Annotated in this window: 20 protein-coding genes; 6 read left to right on the top strand and 14 right to left on the bottom strand. The window is 70.8% G+C overall.

Annotated elements, in window-relative coordinates:
* Positions 1 to 131 precede the first annotated feature (131 nt).
* On the bottom strand, positions 132 to 1,304 hold the full coding sequence (locus ACZ69M_RS03340) for an FxsB family cyclophane-forming radical SAM/SPASM peptide maturase (RefSeq protein WP_470046195.1): 1,173 nt from the start codon (positions 1,302 to 1,304) through the stop codon (positions 132 to 134).
* A gap of 356 nt (positions 1,305 to 1,660) precedes the next feature.
* Here ACZ69M_RS03340 and ACZ69M_RS03345 point away from each other — a divergent pair, with 356 nt between their 5' ends.
* The gene (locus tag ACZ69M_RS03345; protein ID WP_470046196.1) at positions 1,661 to 2,755 is read left to right on the top strand and encodes a TIR domain-containing protein; all 1,095 of its coding nucleotides are present in this window, start codon (positions 1,661 to 1,663) and stop codon (positions 2,753 to 2,755) included.
* A gap of 19 nt (positions 2,756 to 2,774) precedes the next feature.
* Here the strand turns inward: ACZ69M_RS03345 and ACZ69M_RS03350 are convergent, their stop codons facing one another.
* Positions 2,775 to 3,611 (bottom strand): hypothetical protein, encoded by an 837-nt coding sequence (locus ACZ69M_RS03350; protein WP_470046197.1) that lies wholly within the window; start codon positions 3,609 to 3,611, stop codon positions 2,775 to 2,777.
* Between the two features lie 99 nt (positions 3,612 to 3,710).
* Here ACZ69M_RS03350 and ACZ69M_RS03355 point away from each other — a divergent pair, with 99 nt between their 5' ends.
* Positions 3,711 to 4,391, top strand: coding sequence for a hypothetical protein (locus tag ACZ69M_RS03355; RefSeq protein ID WP_470046198.1), 681 nt, complete (start codon positions 3,711 to 3,713; stop codon positions 4,389 to 4,391).
* A 174-nt stretch (positions 4,392 to 4,565) separates the two neighbouring features.
* Here ACZ69M_RS03355 and ACZ69M_RS03360 read toward each other — a convergent pair whose 3' ends face one another.
* The 3 genes from ACZ69M_RS03360 to ACZ69M_RS03370 are packed head-to-tail and all read right to left on the bottom strand — an operon-like array spanning position 4,566 to position 5,874.
* Positions 4,566 to 4,712: an MmyB family transcriptional regulator gene (locus ACZ69M_RS03360; protein ID WP_470046199.1), complete on the bottom strand. Its 147-nt coding sequence runs from the start codon at positions 4,710 to 4,712 to the stop codon at positions 4,566 to 4,568.
* Positions 4,655 to 5,005 carry a helix-turn-helix domain-containing protein gene (locus ACZ69M_RS03365; protein WP_470046200.1) on the bottom strand — a complete coding sequence of 117 codons (351 nt, stop codon included), beginning with the start codon at positions 5,003 to 5,005 and terminating at the stop codon, positions 4,655 to 4,657. The genes ACZ69M_RS03360 and ACZ69M_RS03365 overlap by 58 nt, the downstream gene beginning before the upstream one ends.
* Before the next feature lie 56 nt (positions 5,006 to 5,061).
* Entirely contained in the window at positions 5,062 to 5,874 is an 813-nt protein-coding gene (locus ACZ69M_RS03370) for a LysR family transcriptional regulator (RefSeq protein ID WP_470046201.1), read from the bottom strand.
* A 118-nt stretch (positions 5,875 to 5,992) separates the two neighbouring features.
* On the opposite strand from ACZ69M_RS03370, the gene ACZ69M_RS03375 reads away from it, so the two are divergent.
* Positions 5,993 to 6,889, top strand: a complete 897-nt coding sequence (locus ACZ69M_RS03375; protein ID WP_470046202.1) for an NmrA family NAD(P)-binding protein — start codon at positions 5,993 to 5,995, stop codon at positions 6,887 to 6,889.
* A 138-nt stretch (positions 6,890 to 7,027) separates the two neighbouring features.
* Here ACZ69M_RS03375 and ACZ69M_RS03380 read toward each other — a convergent pair whose 3' ends face one another.
* Positions 7,028 to 8,032, bottom strand: coding sequence for a Gfo/Idh/MocA family protein (locus tag ACZ69M_RS03380; RefSeq protein WP_060897193.1), 1,005 nt, complete (start codon positions 8,030 to 8,032; stop codon positions 7,028 to 7,030).
* A gap of 134 nt (positions 8,033 to 8,166) precedes the next feature.
* Positions 8,167 to 8,931 (bottom strand): SDR family oxidoreductase, encoded by a 765-nt coding sequence (locus ACZ69M_RS03385; protein ID WP_470046203.1) that lies wholly within the window; start codon positions 8,929 to 8,931, stop codon positions 8,167 to 8,169.
* Positions 8,932 to 9,072: 141 nt separating this feature from the next.
* Here ACZ69M_RS03385 and ACZ69M_RS03390 point away from each other — a divergent pair, with 141 nt between their 5' ends.
* Entirely contained in the window at positions 9,073 to 10,110 is a 1,038-nt protein-coding gene (locus ACZ69M_RS03390; RefSeq protein WP_470046204.1) for a LacI family DNA-binding transcriptional regulator, read from the top strand.
* A gap of 54 nt (positions 10,111 to 10,164) precedes the next feature.
* On the opposite strand, the gene ACZ69M_RS03395 is transcribed toward ACZ69M_RS03390, so the two are convergent.
* The 4 genes from ACZ69M_RS03395 to ACZ69M_RS03410 form a co-directional block, all read right to left on the bottom strand.
* Positions 10,165 to 10,833 (bottom strand): histidine phosphatase family protein, encoded by a 669-nt coding sequence (locus ACZ69M_RS03395; protein ID WP_470046205.1) that lies wholly within the window; start codon positions 10,831 to 10,833, stop codon positions 10,165 to 10,167.
* A gap of 424 nt (positions 10,834 to 11,257) precedes the next feature.
* Entirely contained in the window at positions 11,258 to 12,652 is a 1,395-nt protein-coding gene (locus ACZ69M_RS03400) for a hypothetical protein (protein ID WP_470046206.1), read from the bottom strand.
* A gap of 103 nt (positions 12,653 to 12,755) precedes the next feature.
* Positions 12,756 to 13,088 (bottom strand): MazG-like family protein, encoded by a 333-nt coding sequence (locus tag ACZ69M_RS03405; protein WP_470046207.1) that lies wholly within the window; start codon positions 13,086 to 13,088, stop codon positions 12,756 to 12,758.
* Positions 13,089 to 13,145: 57 nt separating this feature from the next.
* Positions 13,146 to 13,691, bottom strand: coding sequence for a DoxX family protein (locus ACZ69M_RS03410; protein ID WP_470046208.1), 546 nt, complete (start codon positions 13,689 to 13,691; stop codon positions 13,146 to 13,148).
* Between the two features lie 142 nt (positions 13,692 to 13,833).
* Here ACZ69M_RS03410 and ACZ69M_RS03415 point away from each other — a divergent pair, with 142 nt between their 5' ends.
* The gene (locus tag ACZ69M_RS03415; protein WP_470046209.1) at positions 13,834 to 14,160 is read left to right on the top strand and encodes a nuclear transport factor 2 family protein; all 327 of its coding nucleotides are present in this window, start codon (positions 13,834 to 13,836) and stop codon (positions 14,158 to 14,160) included.
* A gap of 140 nt (positions 14,161 to 14,300) precedes the next feature.
* Here the strand turns inward: ACZ69M_RS03415 and ACZ69M_RS03420 are convergent, their stop codons facing one another.
* Together ACZ69M_RS03420 and ACZ69M_RS03425 are read right to left on the bottom strand one after the other, a co-directional pair.
* On the bottom strand, positions 14,301 to 15,014 hold the full coding sequence (locus tag ACZ69M_RS03420; protein WP_054230873.1) for an ABC transporter ATP-binding protein: 714 nt from the start codon (positions 15,012 to 15,014) through the stop codon (positions 14,301 to 14,303).
* Between the two features lie 103 nt (positions 15,015 to 15,117).
* Entirely contained in the window at positions 15,118 to 16,596 is a 1,479-nt protein-coding gene (locus ACZ69M_RS03425) for an ABC transporter permease (RefSeq protein ID WP_470046210.1), read from the bottom strand.
* 337 nt (positions 16,597 to 16,933) lie between these two features.
* On the opposite strand from ACZ69M_RS03425, the gene ACZ69M_RS03430 reads away from it, so the two are divergent.
* Positions 16,934 to 18,160, top strand: coding sequence for a D-alanyl-D-alanine carboxypeptidase family protein (locus tag ACZ69M_RS03430; protein WP_470046211.1), 1,227 nt, complete (start codon positions 16,934 to 16,936; stop codon positions 18,158 to 18,160).
* Between the two features lie 288 nt (positions 18,161 to 18,448).
* Here the strand turns inward: ACZ69M_RS03430 and ACZ69M_RS03435 are convergent, their stop codons facing one another.
* Positions 18,449 to 19,234 (bottom strand): SDR family oxidoreductase, encoded by a 786-nt coding sequence (locus tag ACZ69M_RS03435; protein ID WP_470046212.1) that lies wholly within the window; start codon positions 19,232 to 19,234, stop codon positions 18,449 to 18,451.
* Positions 19,235 to 19,281: the final 47 nt, after the last annotated feature.

Here is a 19,281-nt window from a genome sequence, read left to right on the forward strand (position 1 = left end):
ATTCAGGTCTATGATAGGCAATTTTGCCCTCATGGGGGCTGGTTTGAAACCGAGCCATCTCTCGGATTCCTTTGAAGTGGCTAAAAATTTCGGATATCTGGACGGGTTGACACGCGATTTCGGGCGCATGTTCAAGCTCGGTTCACCGGTGCTGTTCGGCGGCCGATGTGCTGGATGAGCCGAGTGAGGTCCAGACAGTACACCGACGGATTGGCGAAACCCTGTTCCTTGCCATAGCGATGAGCACGGAGTCCGCCGCCGCAGATGTCGACCAGGGCGCAGGACCGGCAGGTGGCGCACAGTGATCCGACTCCGTGCTCCGGAGCGCCGGGCAGTGCCAGTACGCCGTCGAAGGAATGGCTGAATATGTTCGCACCGGTGTGTGAGGCGCCATCGGCAACGACGTTGAGCGAGTCCGTCCACACGAGGGCCCCGTCCGTCTCGATCACCGCGACGGCGGCGGGCAGGGTGCCGAGCGTCTCGGCGCTGCTGCCGGTGTGGTCCCGGCACAGACCGATGACCGACTCGAACAACCGCACCCGCACCGGACGTCCGGTGTCGTCCCACCGGTCGAACACCTCGCACAGCCAGTCCCCGTACGGCGCCCGGGTGCCCCCTGCGCCCACCGGTGGGGCGTCCCAGGTCCCGTGCGGCAGCAGGAAGTCGACGGCCGGCGGGCGGTACGACACCAGGGCGTCGTAGGTCTCCCGGGGCGGGTTGGCCAGGTCCACCGTGCACAGCAGGCCGCCGAACAGTCCCCGGTGGCGAGGGGCGTCGAGCCGGGCGAGAGCCGCGTCCACCTGGGCGTGACTGCCGTGCCGTACACCGCTGTCGGTCCCGCGCCGGCCCCGGTGGCGGTCGTGGGCCTGCGCGTCGCCGTCGAGGCTGACGCCTACGCATATCCCGTGCCCCAGCAGCACCTCCAGCATGGCGTCGGTGAGCAGGGTGCCGTTGGTCTGGACGGCCAGCTCCACACGTGCGCCCGTGGCCGCGAGGGCCCGGCGCACGGAACCGGCGAACTCGTCGATCACCGCCGCGCCGGCGAGGAGTGGTTCACCCCCGTGCAGAATCACTCTGATCCGGCGCAGACCGTGCCGGCGTACGTGCTCGGATATTCGGTGCACGACCCGCTCCCGAACGGCCGACGGCATCGTACGCGGACGCTTGCGCCAGCCGGTGTCCCGCAATTCGAAGACGTAGCAGTAGTCGCATGCGAGATTGCATCGGCTGTGCAGCTTGACGACGAATTGGTCGAATGCCGTCAGTGTGGTGCGCCCGTCCCGTGTCACGGAAACGCGAGGCATTGGCCAATGCCCGGTCGGCGGGCAGTTCTGTTCGAAAGTGGGTCCTTGCCATCGGTGCGGAAGGACCGTGCGTGTCGTACTGTCGGTGAGTGTCCGGTCGGGCGGGAGTGGAGTGTCCGAAACCGAAGTCGGTTTCCCTGGAGGAAGGTTCCCTGAACTCTTCATCTCTGCCCCCGATCGACCCGTTGGGGCACGCGCATCTCTCGCCGAAATGATCGACAACACGGTGATGAGAGTCCCCCTTTCAGTTTAGGGATGACTCTTCGATCGCGGTGAGGCGTCAACTGGCCAACGTTCAGGGCTCCCAGGCGTAAGAGGGGGCGCTCGTGGACAAAGGGGAGTGAAGGGGGTTGTCCATGGCAAGCTGCTTCGTCACGAGTTTCGCCGCCGCCGAGAATCCCTCGTACGCGGCGCGCTTCCACGACGACCTGGCGAGGGAGGTGGCCCGGCAGTTGGGCAAGAAGGTCGACGCCCGCAGGTGCGACCCCAATGTGTCGGCCGAGGAGCGCCGCCTGCTCGTCGCCCGTACGGATGTGCTGGTCGTGCTGTGGTCGCCGGACTACTTCGAGGACGGCGGTTGCGTCGGCGACTGGACGCTGTTCGAGCACCGCTTGGCCCACGTTCCCGCCCAGCGGCGCCCGAGCTGCTCGCCGACGCGGGTGTTGGTCCGCTGGCGGACCGTCGACAGCCCCCCGCCCGATCTGCCCCGGCCTCCCATGATCCCCGGGGACGTGATGGCCGATTACAACAAGGACGGGTTGTACAAGGTTGTACGCAAGAACCCCGGCTCCTCCGCCTATCAGTACGCCCTGAGGCAACTGGCCGAACGTGTCCGCGTCGGAATGGCGGCCTCCCTCCCGTCGCTGGCGGCCGACGACATGCCCCTGCCGAACGCGGTCTTCCCCAGGCCCCGACCCACAGGATCCACCGTGCCCCAGCCGAAGGCATCCCACCCGGCCAAGCCGCCGGCCCCCGCACCGCGCGTGCTGATCTCCTACGCGCACGACGAGAATGACCCCGCCCACGCCAAGGAGGTCAAGTCCTTGTCCGAGTTACTGAAGCGCCAGGACATCAACGTGCGGCTGGACCAGGACGTGGACGACGAACCGCAGAACTGGCTGCGCTGGATGCACGACGAGCTGAAGGCGGCTGACTACATCCTGACCGTGGCTTCCCCCACCTACAAGCGCCGGGTTGAGCACCGGGAGAGGCCCGGGACGGGCCGGGGCGCGACATGGGAGGGCGGTTACATTCTCGACGAGGTCTACGAGAATTGGGGCACCTGGCAGAAGCGCATCCTCCGGGTCGTCTTCCCGAGGTTCGACGTGGGCGACCTGCCCACCTTCCCCGGCTCCGCCTCCGTCTCCGTCTATGAGATCGACCCCGACACGGGGGACGGGCACCTGGACCGTCTGCTGAGGTACCTGAGAAAGGGCCCGACGGCGCCCTGACGCCCGGGCCGCCGTGTCGTCAGGACGCCAGACGTCCCAGCCCCAGGGTCACCAGCTCGGCGACTTCGCCGGGGGAGCGGGAAGCGGCCAGACGCCGGTTCTTCTCCTGCGTCAGGCCGTTGGGCGGCAAGGAGGCCGCCGCGCGGGCGCGCAGCCGCTCCAGCCCCGAAAGCAGCCGGGGATCGTCCGGGGCCGCGTCCGGGTCGCCGGGCAGCCAGGCACAGTCGTCGATCCCGAGGGCGCGCACGATGTCGACGGTCACACCGCCGAATCCGGCCGCCGGATAGAGGGGCCGGGGATCGCCGGGGTCCAGCGAGAGGAGCGCTTCCTCCAGCAGACCCGGAAGCTCGCCCTGGAAACCCGCGCGCCGTCCGCCGACCAGGAGCCGGCCGTCGGTGTGGTCCCGCATGTAACGGCGCATGCCGGTGAGCGACGTACGAGCCAGGTCGGGGTCGACCGGCTCGGCCGGCTCCCCGCGCCCGGCGGCCGGGTCGGTCTCACGACCGGCCGGATCGAGGCAGACGACGCGACCCGCCCGGCCGAGAACGAGGTGGGCCCGCAGTTCCGACAGGGGCACCCTGCGGTGTTCCGGCCAGGCCAGGCACACCAGCAGAGGCTGGTCACCGCGGCCGTGCCGAGCCGCCTCGGCGGTGAGCACCGGGGTGTAGCCACCGGGGCCGAGGTGCCCGCCGTAGGCGAGGTGCCCGCCCGCGCCCAGGACCAGCCGGGTGATCTCCCCGAGCGTCAGACGCAGTTGTTCCTCGCTCAGCCCGAGGCGGGCCAGATCAGGGCTTTGCGAGACCGACAGGGCGAGGGTGCGGCCCTTGAGTGTGTCAGGAGGAAGTGAAGTCGCCATACCTCATCCTCACAGGCCGGTGTCCCCGTCGTCGTCACCCTTCCCGAGCGGCGTCAACCACCCTGGGGAAATGGGGATTTCACGGCTAGACTCCTCGGAGTGATCTTCGGATTCTCTGGTAGTCGTGCGGTTCGCGTCCTCGTCGCGGCCGTCGGGGGTGGTGTCGCCGGAACCGCCCTGTACGGGCTGCGCAGCGTCGGTGGCGTCTACGCGTTCGGAGCCGTCGGCGCCGTGCTGGGTGTCCTGGCCGTGCTGGGTGCCCAGTTCTACCGCAGGACGGCCAGCCTCACCGAGGTACGGATCACCGTGCCACAACTGAGCGAGCTGACCTTTGTCGTCAACGACCACACCCGGGCAGTCTCCTGGCAGCTCTTCGTCGAGTCGGTCACCCGTATCTCCACCCAGCGCCTCGACGACGACGAGGGGTTCCTCCGCGAGGCCCTCACCTCGCTGTACGGACTGTTCGCCACGACCCGCGACATCCTCAAGGCCGCACGGCCGACCTCGCACAGGGACGGTGTCACGGTCGAATACTTGGCGGTGAACCTGCTCAACCGCGAGTTGAGGCCGTTCCTGTCCAAGTGGCACCCGCGGCTGCGGGAGTTCGAGAACGCGCACCCCGAACTGAACGAGTCCGCCTGGACGGAGGCGGCGGAGTGCCGCCGTGAACTGGCCCTGCTGCAGGTCAACACCAGGGAATACGTGCTGAGTTTCGCCCGTCTGGCGGGTGTGAGTGATCCCGATCTGATGGTGGGTGGCGCCCACGCCTCCTCCGGATAGGCGTCACCGGCTTCAGCCCGAGGTGCCCCGGTCGGCCTCCTGGCCCCCCGCCGCCCAGGACGCGAGGAAGCGCAGGCCCTCCTGGGTGGGGGTGTCCCATTCGAGGACGAGGGTGCCGGTGTTGTGGGCCGCCTCCCTGTGGAGTTGGGCGACCGCTGCGCGGGCCGTGCTCTCTCAGTCCGCGTACAGCTTTCGCATGGCGGGGGAGAAGATCATGCGGGCGTAGTTGCGTTCCTCGGCCGGGATCTGGGCGAAGTCGCCCATCAGGGCGGCGGCCAGGGGGTTCCACGCCAGTACATCCATCTGGCAGCCCAGGACCATGGCGGGGAGGGAGCCGAGGTCGTCGAGCAGCCGCCGTAACTGCGCCTGGACCGTCTGTACGGCCTGCGGGCGCGGGCGACGGCGCCCAGGACGGGCTCGGACGCCTGGATGCGGCCCTGTTCCAGGCGCGTGTAGTGGTCGGTGCTGATCGCGGCCAGCGTGGCGACTTCCTCCCGGCGCAGACCCGGCACCCGCCGGATGGTCCCGCCGGGCAGCCCCACGGAACGAGGGGTGAGCTCCGCGCGCCGGGCCCTGAGGAATTCGCCCAGTTCGGTGGATGCGTTGGGCGTCATGGCCCCGATTTTTCGCAACTTTCCCAGGAACCCGGGCGGCGACCCCGGAGGGGGCTTCAGGAGCGGTGTTCGGACAGCACGTGTGTCGCCGTGGTCAGGAAGTCGTGCACATGCCCGTCGCGGCGGCCTTCGAGTACGGCGAGGCAGATCTCGGTCGGTGGGACGTCGGTCACCGGGCGGTGTACGAGGTCGGGGCGGGAGTAGGAGCGGGCGACGCTGCGTGGGAGCAGGGCGATGCCCTGGCCGGCCGCGATGAGTTCGAGTTTCTCCTCCACCGTCGCGGTGCGGCGCGCGTGGAAGTCCAGGATGGTTTCGCCGTCGAGGGCGGCCAGGGTCAGTCGGCGGCGGGGCGCCAGGGGGTGCGTGGTGGGCAGGCAGACGACCTTCGGTTCGCTGCCGAGCGGGACGGTGTGGAGCCCGTCCGTGTCGAAGGGCTGGCGCAGGAAGCCGATGTCGGCCCGGCCGTCCCGGAGTGCCTCGCCCTTCTCGTACCAGTTCAGGTGGAGCAGTTCGATCTCGATGCCGGGGTGGGTCCGGGTGAACGCGAGGACCGCGGGGGAGACGCTCAGGCCGGGGGCGAAGCCGATGACCAGACGGTCGACGCGGGCGGCGCCGTGCACCCGGCGGGTGGCGGCCTGCGCGGCGGCGAGTACGCCCGGCGCGTCCTCGTAGAGTTGCCGGCCGGCCGGGGTCAGACGCACGCTGCGGGTCGTACGCACCAGCAGCGTGCAGCCCAACTCCTGTTCCAGCGCGCGGATCTGACGGCTCAGCACTGGCTGTGCGATGTGCAGTTGCGCGGCGGCGCGGCCGAAGTGCTCGTGCTGCGCGACGGCCGTGAAGTACCGCAGTTTGCGCAGGTCCAGATCCATGCCCTGAGGGTATCAATGTGCCCGAAGAGGTATTGGACGCGTGATGTGCGGCGAGCGCAGAGTGACGGGGTGTGGTGTTCGGGCAGCCCGTTCGCCGTTCCTCAGGAGGTTCCTTTTCGTGATCGTCATTACTGCGCCCACCGGACAGATCGGCCGCCAGGTCCTCGACATCGTCCTGGGCGACGTCCTCGACGGCGGGGAGTCGGTTCGGGTGATCGCGCGCGATCCCTCCCGGCTCTTGCCGCGGGTACGCGAGCGGGTCGAGGTCGTGACCGGCTCGCACGGCGACCCCGACGTCGTCGAGTCGGCGTTCGCCGGTGCGGACAGCGTCTTCTGGCTGGCGCCGCCCAACCCGCGGGCCGAGCGGGTCGAGGACGTCTATGTGGAGTTCAGCCGGCCCGCGTGCGAGGCATTCAAGAGGCAGGGGGTCCAGCGGGTCGTGGGAATCTCGGCGCTGGGGCGCGGGGTGCCCGGGAACGCCGGGCTGGTGTCGGCGTCCCTGGCGATGGACGACCTGATCGCGGGCACGGGCGTGGGTTACCGGGCGCTGACGCTGCCCTCGTTCATGGACAACCTGCTGCGTCAGGTCGAGTCCATCAAGAACCAGGGTGTGTTCTTCCAGCCTGTCGCCGGGGACCTCAAGGCGCCGACCTGTGCCACCCGTGACATCGCCGCCGTGGCTGCCGGGCTGTTGCTCGACCACTCCTGGAGCGGGCAGGGCGAGGTCCCGGTGCTCGGGCCCGAAGACCTGTCCTTCGAGGACATGGCGCGGATCATGTCCGAGGTGCTGGGGAAGCCGGTGCGCTTCCAGTACGTCCCGGTCGAGTCGTTCAGGGACACGCTGACGCAGCGTGGGATGTCCGAGGCGATGGCGCAGGGCATGGCCGACATGGCGACGGCCAAGGACCGCGGGCTCGACAACGCCGAGCCGCGCACCCCGGGGGCCACCACCCCCACCACCTTCCACCAGTGGTGCGAGGAGGTCCTCAAGCCGGCTGCGGCTGTTCTCGCCTGACGGCGGCGACGCGCGACGGCCGCACCGCACGAGGGCCTGACGGCGGCACCGTATGAGGGGCTGACGGCGGCACCGCACGAGGGCGGACGGCGCGACCGGAGACTCGGGCGCGCCGTCCGGCCCTGCTGCGTCCGGTGGTCAGGCCTCGCGTACCTCCTCCAGGCGTACGGGGCGGTGCTCGGCCAGTGAAAGGGCGCAGGCCTCGGCGATCCAGCCGGCCTCGATGGCGTCGGCGACCGTGCACGGCGAGGTGGCGCGGCCCGCGACGACCTCTGTGAAGGCGGTGAGTTCGGCGCGGTAGGCGGGCGCGAACCGGTCCATGAAGAAGTCGTGCGGCGGGCCTGCAGGGAAGGTGGCGCCCGGCTCGACGGAACGCAGCGGCAGCTTGTCCTCCAGGCCCACGGCGATGCTGTCGCGCATGCCGTGCAGCTCCAGGCGGACGTCGTAACCCCGCGCGTTGTGGCGGGAGTTGGAGACCAGGGCGATGGTGCCGTCGTCGAGGGTGAGGATCGCGGACGCGGTGTCGACGTCACCCGCCTCGGCGATGTACTCGGCACCCCGGTTGCCACCGGCCGCGTACACCTCGACCACCTCGCGGCCCGTGACCCACCGCACGATGTCGAAGTCGTGCACGCTGCAGTCGCGGAAGATGCCCCCGGAGACCGCGACGTACGCGGCGGGCGGCGGCGCCGGGTCCAGCGTGGTGGACCGTACGGTGTGCAGCTTGCCGAGTTCGCCGCTCACCACGGCCTTGCGGGCGGCCACACAGCCCGCGTCGAAACGCCGGTTGTAGCCGATCTGCACCTCGACACCGCTGTCCCGGACGCTTTCCAGCACGTCGAGGCTCTCCTCGACGGTCCGCGCCACCGGCTTCTCGCAGAAGACCGGGATACCCGCCTTGACCGCGGCGAGGATGAGCGCGGGGTGCGCGTCGGTGGCGGCCGCGATGACGATGCCGTCGACCCCGGCGGCGAGCACCGCTTCGGGGGAGTCCACCGCCGTCGCCCCGAACCGCTCCACCGCCGCCGCGGTGGCCGCCGCCACCGGGTCGCTGACGACCAGGGTGTCCACCGCGTCGAGCCCGGCGAGGGTCGCCGCGTGGAAGGCGCCGATCCGGCCCAGTCCCAGGATGCCGATACGCATGAGATTGCTCCTAAAGCCAGTGAGGGTGTGCCCGCCGAGGGAGGGGCGAGGGGGAGGAGGGGAGGGGGGAGAGAGGAGAGGAGGGGGAGTGCGGTGAGGGGCAGATGGGGTCAGCGGGTCAGGGGATCAGGGGATCAGTCGAGGCCGCCGAAGACGATCTGGTCCCAGTCGATGACCGAGCCCGTGACCACGCCACTGCGGTCGGAGAGCAGGAAGACGACGAAGTCGGCGATCTCGTCGACCTGGCCCAGCTTGCCCATCGGCTGGGTCTTCGCCGCCTTCTCCCGCCAGTCGTCGCCCGCGCCGTGGAAGGCGCGCTGGATCTCCTCCTCGCCCTCGGTGTCCGTCCAGCCGATGTTGAGGCCGTTGATCCGGACCCGGTCCCAGCGGTGCGCGTGGGCGGCGTTGCGGGTGAGGCCCATGAGCCCGGCCTTGGCGGCGACGTACGGGGCGAGGAAGGACTGCCCGCCGTGCGCGGAGGACGTGATGATGTTGACGACGGTGCCCGGCGCCCCGCGGTCCACCAGATGCTGGACGGCGGCCTGCATCGCGAAGAACGGCGCCCGCAGGTTGACCGCCATGTGCGCGTCGAACAGTTCCGGTGTGGTGTCCAGGAGCGTGCCGCGTGACGTCAGCCCGGCCGCGTTCACCAGGCAGTCGATCCGCCCGTGGGCGGCCACGACCTGCTCGACACTGCCACGCGCCTGCGCGGGATCGGTCAGATCCGCCCGTACGAACGTGGCGCCGGTCTGAGCGGCGAACTTCTCGCCGAGCTCGGCGCGGCGCCCCGTGAAGGCGACCGTGGCGCCCTCGCGCAGCGCCGCGCGCACGATGCCCGCGCCGACGCCCTGGCTGCCGCCGTTGACGAGGACGACCTTGTCCTCGAGCAGTTGGTTCATGAGAGTGCTGCCGCCTTCCGGCGCGGTGACATTTCTGCCAGTCTCATGAGACCTGGACCGTCAATCAATCCGCAGAGAACCATCAAAAACCCCTCATTGATCTCCGCGATCACACGATCACGGGACGCAGCGAAGGAAGCCATGGGACATCCGTACACGATCCGCGAGATCGCCCGGCAGGCCGGCCTGAGCGAGGCGACGGTCGACCGGGTCCTCAACCATCGCGGCGGTGTGCGCGAGAGCACGGCGCGGGAGGTGCAGCAGGCCATCAAGGACCTGGACCGGCAGCGCACCCAGGTCCGCATCGGCGGCCGCACCTTCATGATCGACATCGTGATGCAGACCCCGGAGCGGTTCTCCTCGGCGGTACGCGACGCCCTGGAGGCCGAACTGCCGTCCCTGCACCCGGCGATCGTCCGCTCACGGTTCCACTTCCGCGAGACGGACCCCGCGGCGGAGCTGGTGAAGGACCTCGACAGGATCACCGCGCGCGGTTCCCAGGGAGTGATCCTCAAGGCCCCGGAGGTCCCCGAGGTCACCGCCGCGGTCGGCCGGCTGGTGGCGGCCGGCATCCCGGTGGTCACGCTGGTGACGGATCTGCCCAGCAGCCCGCGGCTGGCGTACGTCGGCATCGACAACCGGGCCGCCGGAGCCACCGCCGCCTACCTGATACGCCAGTGGCTCGCCGACCGTCCGGGGCATGTGCTCGTCACGATCAGCCGGGGGTCCTTCCGTAACGAGGAGGAGCGCGAGATGGGGTTCCGCAGCGGGATGCGCGGCGGCGGGCCCGTACGCCGACTGGTCGAGGTCACGGACAGCGACGGGCTGGACTCCACCCAGCGGGCCCTGGTCCTGGCCGCTCTGGAGCGGGATCCGGAGATCAACGCCGTCTACTCCATCGGCGGCGGCAACACCGCGACCATCGACGCCTTCGCGGCGCTCGGCCGGGGGGTGCTGGCCTTCGTCGCGCACGACCTGGACCACGACAACACCCGGTTGCTGGCGGAGGGGAAGCTGTCCGCGGTGCTCCACCACGACCTGCGTCAGGACATGCGGCGCGCCTGCCAGACCATCATGCGGGCCCAGCAGGCGCTGCCGGACGAGGGTCCGTTCCTGCCGTCGGCGATCCAGGTGGTGACGCCGTACAACATGCCGCCGTACAACGTGCCGTCGGTGTGAGAATCCCGCCTCCGCGGGGACGGATTCCCGTACCCGCAGGGGACACGCGGGCGTCTACGCGGTCGGGGGGCCCAGCGGCTGTCCCGCGGGGCCGCTCTCCCGCGCGTGCGCCGCGCCGCCGATGTCCGTGCCCGCCCAGGACAGCGCCGTCCAGCCCTCCTCGGGGGAGCCCTCCAGGATCACGATGTCGGTGTTGTCCAGCCGGTGCTGGGTCGCGAAGGACATGTCGACGTTGTGCGCCCGAGCCGCCGTCCACACCCGGATCGCGGCGCCGTGGCTGACCATGGCGACGCTGCCCGCGCCGGTCGCCGCGGCCTCCGCGACCACCGCGTCGAACCGGCCCAGCGCCTCGGTGCCGTTCTCGCCGCCCGGCATCCGCAGCCCGGTGTCCCCGGCCACCCAGGCGAACGCCGTCGTGAAGTACGTCCTGGCCGCCTCGGTGTCGCCGCGCATCATCTCCAGGTCGCCTGCCTCCAGCTCACGGATGCCGTCGCGTACGACCACCTCGAGGCCGCGGGCGGCCGCCAGCGGGGCGGCCGTCAGCTGGGTGCGGGTCAGCGTGGAGACGTACAGCAGGTCGATGTCCACGTCCGCGAGCGTCTGGGGCAGCGCGGCGGCCTGCTTCTCGCCGAGGTCGGTCAGACCCGGCCCGGGGACGGCGGTGTCCAGGAGGAAGGCCACGTTGGACGGGGTCTGGCCATGGCGGATGAGGATCAGGCGCATACGGTCACCTTCTCAGACGGCGCTACGACGGACGCGGCGGCCCGGGCGGTCGGGCCGCCCCCTGCGGGGAGGAGCCGCCCCCCCCGCGGGGCAGACCCCCCCGCGGGGCAGACCCCCCCGCGGGGCAGACCCCCCGCGGGGCAGAGCCGCCCCCGCCGGGGGGCCGCCCGCGCGGGGCAGGGCCGCGCCCGCGGGGCAGGGCCGCCCCCGCCGGGGGGAGCCGCGCCCGCGGGGCAGAGCCGCGCCCGCGGGGCAGAGCCGCCCCCGCCGGGGGGAGCCGCCCCTGCAGGGCAGACCCGCGCCCGCGGGGCAGAGCCGCGCCCGCAGGGCAGAGCCGCGCCCGGGGGGGGCAGACCCGCCCCCGCAGGACGGAGCCGCGCCCGCAGTGCGGAGTGGCCCCGTGCCCCGGTCGCCCGCCCCGGTCTCAGTTGCCGATCGTGAACCAGGTCGCCCGGGACTTCTTCCACTCGGGGTGGGTGAGGTCCTTGGCCTCTGTGCCGTCGCCGTACAGGTCGGCGGAGCCGTCGTCGGTGATCAGCTGGGCGCGGGCGCCGGGAACGGTGAGATCCGGGACGTCGACGACCGACTCCCAGCCGCCCGGGTCCGAGGTGGGCAGGTCGAGCCGCTTGACCGGGGCGTGCGCCGGGTCGCCGTCCCAGGAGTACAGGGCGTACGGGTCGGAGTTGTCGTCGGCGGCCCAGGAACCCGCGACGATCAGGTACTGGTTCGCGGCGTTCTTGCGCAGGTCGCGCACGGAGAGGCCGCCGAGGTCCAGCTCGACCGGCGTCCCGAAGACGGCCTTGGCGCCGCTGCCGACCACCTTGTCCATGTTCGTGACGGGCACGAGGAGCGCCTTGCCGCCGGCGACCGCCGGGGCGAGCGGCGCGCGGAAGCCCAGGTACGCGGTCGTCGTCGACCCCGGCGCGAACTCCAGCCCCTCCACGTTGAACCCGTCGATCTGCTTGGGGACCTGGCCGTCGGCGGTGCCCGCCGCGAAGCCGTAGCGGTCGCCGTGGGCCTCGTCCCAGGCCACGAGGTCGTCGCGGAGCTTGCCGTACGAGCCGCCGTACGACAGCACGGTCGCCGCGCCCGAACCGCTGACCTTGGTGGTGAAGACGGTGTTGCGGGCGGACTTGTACACGCCGTCCTTGTTGTTGCCCAGCGAGCCCGTCCAGTAGATCGTGTCGCCGACGCGCGTGCCGCCCTCGATGTCGATCTCCTTCGAGACACCGATGTTCGAGCTGAAGTCCCAGGTCTTCACGGGCGCGCCCGAGGCCGAACGGTCGTACAGCCGCAGGGTGTTGGACTCGTCGTCCGCCACCACCGCATAGCCGCCCCCGGCGTCCACGGCGGCGGAGGCGTCGCTGGACCCCGTGAAGTACCTGCTGTCCGCGGCCTGTTGGACGGCGGCCGACGCGGCGTAGTGCAGGGTCTTGGTCGCGGTGGTGCCGTCCACGCCGGTGACCTTCACGGTCAGGTCGGTGTAGCCCCGGCCGCGCGCGGCGATGGCGACCTGGCGGGTGGCGCCGGTGCCGGTGACCGTGACGTCGGCGGTGGTCGCCACCGAGGTCTTGCTGCTCTTGGTCACCGTGACCGTGAGCGCTCCGGCGTCCGCGCCGCTCTGTGCGACCGTCACCTTCACGACCGGATCCCCGCTCGCCCCCACCGCGCCGGACAGATAGGACGCCGACAGCGACAGTGTCGGAGTCCCGTAACTCGCCGCTCGGGCCTGGCTTCCCAGCCCCAGGACGGCGAGCGCGAGCACCCCACTGGCGACGGCGAGCGTCCTGCGGCCACGGGGGAGAAGGTAGTCCTGCACGGGGACCCTTTCGTCGGCGTGATGTCGACGAGAAGGCTCGGCCGTCCCCACCAACTGCCGACGGCCCGCACACGTCCACGGGGTGAACAAGTGCGGGCGCGGCTCACGGAGTTGGATCCGTCCCGAGCGACCGCTGCGTGACGCCCGTCAGATGGGCCATGAAGACCTCGCGCGCGTCCGGCGTCAGCGTGCGCAGCGCGATCAGCGCCGTGATGACGACGTCGCAGAGCTCGGACCGTACGTCGTCCCAGGTGTGGCTGGCGCCCTTGCGCGGGTTCTGGCCGGTCGCGCCGATCACCGCCTCGGCGACCTCGCCGACCTCCTCCGACAGTTTCAGGATGCGCAGCAGCAGGCCCTCCTGGCCGCCGTGCGCGCGGTGTGCGTCCAGCCAGGAGTGCAGGCGGTCGATGGATTCCCAGACGTCGTCATCAGCCATGGGGCAAGCTTCCCGCACCGGCCGTGCGCCCCGGCCCACGTACCCACGCTCCTGCGCCTACTCCTCGAACAGGGCCTCCTGCTTGCCCTCGGCCGCCTGACGCACCCTCTTGTTCCGGGCGCCCACCACGGCCAGCGTGGCCGCCGCCGTCACGCCGAGCGCCACGGGGACCATCCAGCCGCGGTTCACGGTGTGGCCGAGCGCGTGGTCCAGCGAGAGGCGGCCGGGGCCCGCCACCGCGAGGCCCGCCGCCGTCAGGGCCAGCTGCGCCGCGTGCTCGTAGCCGCCGTTCATCGCGAAGAACCCGTTGGGCAGATGCACCGCGGCCGCGCCCACCATCCCCCCGGCCGCCGCCGCACCCGCCGCGGGGGTCGCGAGGCCCAGCGCCAGCAAGGTGCCTCCGCCGGCCTCGGCCAGCCCCGCCGCCACCGCGCTCGCCTTGCCGGGCGTGTAGCCCATGGCCTCCATGGCGGTCCCGGTCCCCTCGAGGCCGCCCCCGCCGAACCAGCCGAACAGCTTTTGCGTCCCGTGCGCGGCCAGCACGCCGCCCGTGCCCAGACGGAGCAACAGCAGTCCCAGATCACTTCGGTCGTAACAGGTCACGGTGGCTCCCAGAGCAGACGGACGGCGGCAGTGGTCAACGCTCCCTCCCGTCGCTCCACCGTCGCACCGATGGCGCGTGAGCGACGTGTTCGGGGTGTCGTTCGGGTGGCGGGCGCGCGGGACCGGTGTGAGGGTGACTCCCATGACGATTCAGGTAGCGAAACTCAGCGACCCGGCCGTCCGGGCCTTCGTCACCGCTGTGAACGCCCATGACCGTGACGCCTTCCAGGCCCTCCTCGCACCCGGCGCGACCATGTCCGACGACGGTGCCGACCGGGACCTCGCCGACTGGACCGATCGGGAGATCTTCTCCTCCCGCGGCCACATGGAGGTCGACAACGAGTCGAACGGCGGCCGTGCCCTCATCGCCCGCTACAGCAACGACACTTGGGGCGAGATGAAGACGAGGTGGAGCTTCGTCGTCGACGACGGCGGCAGGATCATCCGGTTCGAGACCGGCCAGGCGTAGCCCGACCGCCCGGGTCGACGCCCTCAGGGGCATCCTCACCAGCGGCGGCGCGAACGCGCGACGGCCACTCACCGCCGCGCGGCCGGCCGAGACCGACCGCGTGCTGGGACGGTGAGCGGCCCCGGGATGTGCCTACGCGCCTACTGCTGGACGTACTGCTGGGACAGGGGGCGCCGGCCCCCCTGCTCGGTCAGGGTGATCTGCCCGGCCTTGATGGTCGCGAGGCGCGGCGCCCGGCGGGCGATCGACGAGTCGTGGGTGACCATGATGAAGGTCAGCCCGTACTCGTGCCACAGCCCTTCCAGCAGGCCCATGATGTCGTCGCGGGTGCCCTCGTCGAGGTTTCCGGTCGGCTCGTCCGCGAGGAGCACCTTCGGCTTCTTGACCAGCGCGCGGGCGATGGCGACACGCTGCTGCTGACCGCCCGACAGCTCGGACGGCGCATGCGTCAGCCGCTCGCCGAGACCGACCGAACGCAGCGCCTCGGCGGCCCGCTCGCGCCGCTCCGCGGGCTTCACCCCGAGCGGTACGAGCGCGGTCTCGACGTTCTCCTGCGCGGTCAGCGTCGGGATGAGGTTGAACGACTGGAAGATGATGCCGATCTTCTCGGCGCGCAGCCGGGTCAGCTTGGCCTCGCTGATGGAGGCGAGGTCGACGCCGTCCAGCTCGACGCTGCCGGCGGAGGGACGGTCCAGGCCGCCGATCATCTGGAGCAGGGTGGACTTGCCGCCGCCTGTGGGGCCCTGGATGACGAGCTGGTCGCCGTCCTCGATGGTGAGGTCGATGCCACGCAGCGCCTCCACCGTGTCCTTGCCCCGCGTGTAGCGCTTGGTGACGCCGGTGAGCTTGTACATGAGGTTCTCCGAAGATGAAGCAGGCGTTGAAGTGGGAGAGGAGAAGAGAAGAGAGGAGAAGAGGAGAAGAGAAGGCGAGAGGGAAGGGGGTCGCCCGCGGGGACTACGAGACGCTGCGCAGCGCGTCCGCCGGACGCATCCGCGAGGCGCGCCAGCCGCCCATCGCACCGGCGATCAGACCGCCCGCGATGGCCAGGCCCGCGGCGAGCGCGATGGTGGTCACCGAGACCGGCGCGGAGAGCGCGATCTCCATGGTGTTCTTGACCGCCTGCTGCCCGGGACCGCCGCCGCCGGGACCGCCGCCCATGCCGCCACCGCCGCCACCGGTGTTGCCGAGCTCAGCGGTCAGCTTCGGGCTGATCGCCGTCACCGCGTACGCCGCGCCGAGGCCGATGGCGATGCCGAGCGCGCCGCCGATCAGGCCGTTCACGATGGACTCGCCGACTACCTGCCGGGTGACCTTGCGGGAGGGCCAGCCGAGCGCCTTGAGGGTGCCGAACTCACGCACCCGGCGGGACACGGCGGAGGAGGTCAGCAGCGCCGCCACCAGGAACGCGGCCACGAGCACCGCGATGGACAGCCACTTGCCGACGCTGGTCGCCAGGTTCGAGGCGGTCGACAGGGAGCCGGAGACGGTGGAGGCGAGGTCCGCGGAGGTGGTGACCGTCGTACCCGAGATGTTCTTCTGGATGGTCGTCTTGACCGTGGTGATCTGCTTGGAGTCGGTCGCCTTGACGTAGATCGTGGTGACCTTGTTCTTCGCGTCGCCCAGCGTCTGCGCCTGCTTCAGCGGCAGGTAGACGTCGGTCGTCGACTCACTGCTGTCCGGCGTCGCGATCCCGATGACCGTGTACTTGGTGCCGGAGATCTTGAAGGTCTTGCCGACCGTGTACTTGTTCTCCTTGGCGTACGACTTGCTGACCACCGCGACCTTCGCGTCGGTCTGCGCCGCCGTGAAGGTCTTGCCCGAGGTGATCTTCGAGGTGGCGAGCGGGCCGAGGTCCTGGTTGGTGACGTCGACGCCCGCGACGGAGTAGGAGTTCACGTCGAAGGAGGCGCCGCCGCCCTGCACCTGGGGCGCTCCCGTGCTGCCGCCGCCCTGGCCGCCGCCGGGGCCGCCCTGCTGGGAGGAGCCGCCGGACCCCGAGGACGTCGTGGACTTCGCGGTGCCCTGGGTGAAGGAGCCGTCGACCTTGGTGACGTTCAGGCTCAGCGCGCCCACCGCGCTCGCCACGCCCTTCTGCGCGGAGACCTTGGTGACCAGGGAGGAGGCCAGGGACTGTCCGCCCTGCGTCATCACGCGGTCCGAGCTCTGCTTGGTGGAGCTGCTCGACTTGGCGTTGAAGTCGAACTTCGGTCTGCCGGACGAGTTGCTCGAAGGCGCCGTCTGGGCCTTGGTCACCGTCATGTCGGTGCCGAGCCCGTACAGCGACTTCAGGACCTTGTCCTGTGCCTGCTGCATGCCGGCCGACACCGAGTTGACGGTGATGACCAGCGCGATACCGAGCGCCAGACCCATGGCGATCACCAGGGCCGCCTTCTTGCGCCGGCTCAGCTCACGCTTGAGATAGATGCCAAACATCCCGTTCCCCAAAGGTTCTTGGCGCCCGCTGTGGGCGCGGCCACAAGCTATGGAGAAACCTTTGAGCGGGGCTGAGTAAGAGATGTGTGAGAGCTGAGAAAGTAGGGTCCGGAATCAATATTCCGTAAGACAGCTGATTCCTAAGGTCCGGAGGGGCTATTGCCAGGAAACCCCTGTTGGGTGGGGTGCTGAGGGCAGGAGTCGGCCGGATGTGGGGGCGGGGGTGTTCCTTCGCGCTGCCTTGGGGTGCGCTGTGGCCTTTCTTTGAGACCCCGACGCATGGCGACTTCGAGACCCCGGCGTACAGACGAGCGAACTTCTTTTGTACGGTCCCGGGATGCGCGATTCCTCTCCCGTCCCCCCGCGTGACGCTCGGCTGTCCCGCCGTGCCGCCCTCGGCCTCGCCGCGGCCGTCCCGCTGGCCGCGGCCTCCCCGGCGTCGGCCGCCACGCCCGTGATCGGCGGTGAGCGGCTCGCCCGCGCCGGCGTCCAGGTGAGCGACGCCACGGGGCTGCCCAAGCGGCTCACCGCCCGCTCCTGGCTCGTCGCCGACCACCAGAGCGGCGAGGTGCTCGCCTCGTACCACGCGCACACGCACCTGGCGCCCGCCTCCACGCTGAAGATGCTCTTCGCGGACACCGTGCTGAAGAACTTCGAGCGGACCGAGCGACACCGGGTGACCGACGCTGACCTCGCCGACATCCCCTCGGGCTCCAGCATGGTCGGCGTCAAGCCCGGCATCACCTACACCGTCGAGCAGTTGTGGCTCGGCGTCTTCCTGCGCTCCGGCAACGACGCGGTGCACGTCCTCAGCCACATGAACGGCGGCCTCGCCAGGACGGTCGCCCAGATGCAGGCCAAGGCCCAGGACCTACAGGCCCTGGACACCCATGTGGTCAGCCCCGACGGCTTCGACCACAAGGGGCAGGTGTCGTCCGCCTACGACCTGACGCTCTTCGCCCGCCACGGCCTCGCCGACGCCGACTTCCGCGCCTACTGCCACACGAAGACCGCGAACTTCCCGGCGGGCGGCAAGAAGACCTTCCAGATCCAGAACACCGACCGCCTGCTGACGGGCGCGTGGGGTGTGCCGACGTACGACGGACTCATCGGTGTGAAGAACGGCTACACCAGCAACGCCGGCAACACCTTCACCGGCGCCGCGACCCGTGGCGGGCGGACCCTTCTCGTCACCGTGATGCACCCCAAGAGCGGCGGCAGCGGCGTCTACGAGGAGACGGCCGCGCTGCTCGACTGGGGGTTCAAGGAGGGCGCGAAGGCCCGGTCCGTGGGCGCCCTCGTCGATCCGCTCAGCGAGGGCGGCGCCTCCGCGGCTCCCAGCCGGAAGGCGGGCAAGGCGGCGGCCGGAGCTCCCGCGACGGCGGCGGGCGACGGCGGCTCGTCGTCGTGGGAGCTGGTCGGCGGGGCCGGGGGAGCGATCGCGCTGCTCGCGGGCGGGGCGTACGCGTGGCGCAGGCGGCGGCGTGTGGTGGGGGACGAGGCCCCGGAGGGACGCCAGGACGGTCACGAACGTCAGGACGGTCAGGAACGTCACCAGGGCTGACCGCGGTGGCCGCTGGGGGCCGGCCGTTGTTGGGGCAGCCGTTCCGAGGCCCGGAGCTCACCTCGCGGTCCCGCGCGAGGTCCGCCCCCCACCCGGGCCGCGGAACGGCTGCCACCACCCCCCTCGGTGTGGACCGTGGTCGTACCGAAGTCCTCCACTCCAAGTGTGAAGCTCTGGTGGAGAAGCCACGAGCATAAGCCCGCCACCGGCCGGAACGGTACGGACGTTCAGCTTCCGTTTGTGTAGGTTGAGCCGTTGACGAGCCGTCGACGAGCTGTCCGGGGCCCGTCAGCCACGCCCGACATACGGCATCGCGGTGGCCAGTACCGTCGCGAACTGCACATTCGCCTCCAGCGGCAGCTCGGCCATGTGCCGCACCGTGCGTGCCACGTCCGCCACGTCCATCACCGGCTCGACCGCCGTTTCCCCGTTCGCCTGCAACGCTCCCGTCCGCATGCGCTCGGTCATGTCGGTCGCCGCGTTGCCGATGTCGATCTGACCGCAGGCGATCCGGTACGGACGCCCGTCCAGGGACAGCGACTTGGTCAGCCCCGTCAGCGCGTGCTTGGTCGCCGTGTACGCCACCGACAGCGGGCGGGGCGTGTGCGCCGAGATCGAGCCGTTGTTGATGATCCGGCCGCCCTGCGGGTCCTGCTCCTTCATCTGCCGGTACGCGGCCTGCGCGCACAGGAACGCGCCGTTGAGGTTCGTGTTCACGACGTGCAGCCATGCCTCGTACGGCAGTTCCTCGACCGGGACGCCGCCGGGCCCGAACGTCCCCGCGTTGTTGAAGAGCAGGTCCAGCCGCCCGAAGCGCTCGCGCGCCGCGTCGAACAGGGCCGCCACGTCGTCGGGGCGCGAGACGTCGGTGCGTACGACGAGGGAGACCGCCCCGGGGACGAGGGCGGCCGTCTCCTCCAGCGTCTGCGGCTTGCGTCCGGCGAGCGCCACCGACCAGCCGGTGCGCAGCAGTTCGACGGCCACCGCACGGCCGATGCCGGAGCCCGCGCCGGTCACCACCGCGATCTTCGTCTGCGGGGCGGGCAGGGCGTTCGAGTCGTTGAGGGCATTCATGGGCCCGCAGCGTAATCGGGAGGACTGCCGTGCGGTGTCGGCGTCCT

This window comes from Streptomyces sp. NPDC107454, assembly GCF_055582885.1.

Excerpts from the sequence above, each read along its gene's own strand:
- ACZ69M_RS03340 (WP_470046195.1), bottom strand. The coding sequence starts at position 1,304 with ATGCCTCGCGTTTCCGTGACACGGGACGGGCGCACCACACTGACGGCA.
- ACZ69M_RS03345 (WP_470046196.1), top strand. The coding sequence starts at position 1,661 with ATGGCAAGCTGCTTCGTCACGAGTTTCGCCGCCGCCGAGAATCCCTCG.
- ACZ69M_RS03350 (WP_470046197.1), bottom strand. The coding sequence starts at position 3,611 with ATGGCGACTTCACTTCCTCCTGACACACTCAAGGGCCGCACCCTCGCC.
- ACZ69M_RS03360 (WP_470046199.1), bottom strand. The coding sequence starts at position 4,712 with ATGGTCCTGGGCTGCCAGATGGATGTACTGGCGTGGAACCCCCTGGCC.
- ACZ69M_RS03365 (WP_470046200.1), bottom strand. The coding sequence starts at position 5,005 with ATGACGCCCAACGCATCCACCGAACTGGGCGAATTCCTCAGGGCCCGG.
- ACZ69M_RS03370 (WP_470046201.1), bottom strand. The coding sequence starts at position 5,874 with ATGGATCTGGACCTGCGCAAACTGCGGTACTTCACGGCCGTCGCGCAG.
- ACZ69M_RS03380 (WP_060897193.1), bottom strand. The coding sequence starts at position 8,032 with ATGCGTATCGGCATCCTGGGACTGGGCCGGATCGGCGCCTTCCACGCG.
- ACZ69M_RS03385 (WP_470046203.1), bottom strand. The coding sequence starts at position 8,931 with ATGAACCAACTGCTCGAGGACAAGGTCGTCCTCGTCAACGGCGGCAGC.
- ACZ69M_RS03390 (WP_470046204.1), top strand. The coding sequence starts at position 9,073 with ATGGGACATCCGTACACGATCCGCGAGATCGCCCGGCAGGCCGGCCTG.
- ACZ69M_RS03395 (WP_470046205.1), bottom strand. The coding sequence starts at position 10,833 with ATGCGCCTGATCCTCATCCGCCATGGCCAGACCCCGTCCAACGTGGCC.
- ACZ69M_RS03405 (WP_470046207.1), bottom strand. The coding sequence starts at position 13,088 with ATGGCTGATGACGACGTCTGGGAATCCATCGACCGCCTGCACTCCTGG.
- ACZ69M_RS03415 (WP_470046209.1), top strand. The coding sequence starts at position 13,834 with ATGACGATTCAGGTAGCGAAACTCAGCGACCCGGCCGTCCGGGCCTTC.
- ACZ69M_RS03420 (WP_054230873.1), bottom strand. The coding sequence starts at position 15,014 with ATGTACAAGCTCACCGGCGTCACCAAGCGCTACACGCGGGGCAAGGAC.
- ACZ69M_RS03425 (WP_470046210.1), bottom strand. The coding sequence starts at position 16,596 with ATGTTTGGCATCTATCTCAAGCGTGAGCTGAGCCGGCGCAAGAAGGCG.
- ACZ69M_RS03430 (WP_470046211.1), top strand. The coding sequence starts at position 16,934 with ATGCGCGATTCCTCTCCCGTCCCCCCGCGTGACGCTCGGCTGTCCCGC.
- ACZ69M_RS03435 (WP_470046212.1), bottom strand. The coding sequence starts at position 19,234 with ATGAATGCCCTCAACGACTCGAACGCCCTGCCCGCCCCGCAGACGAAG.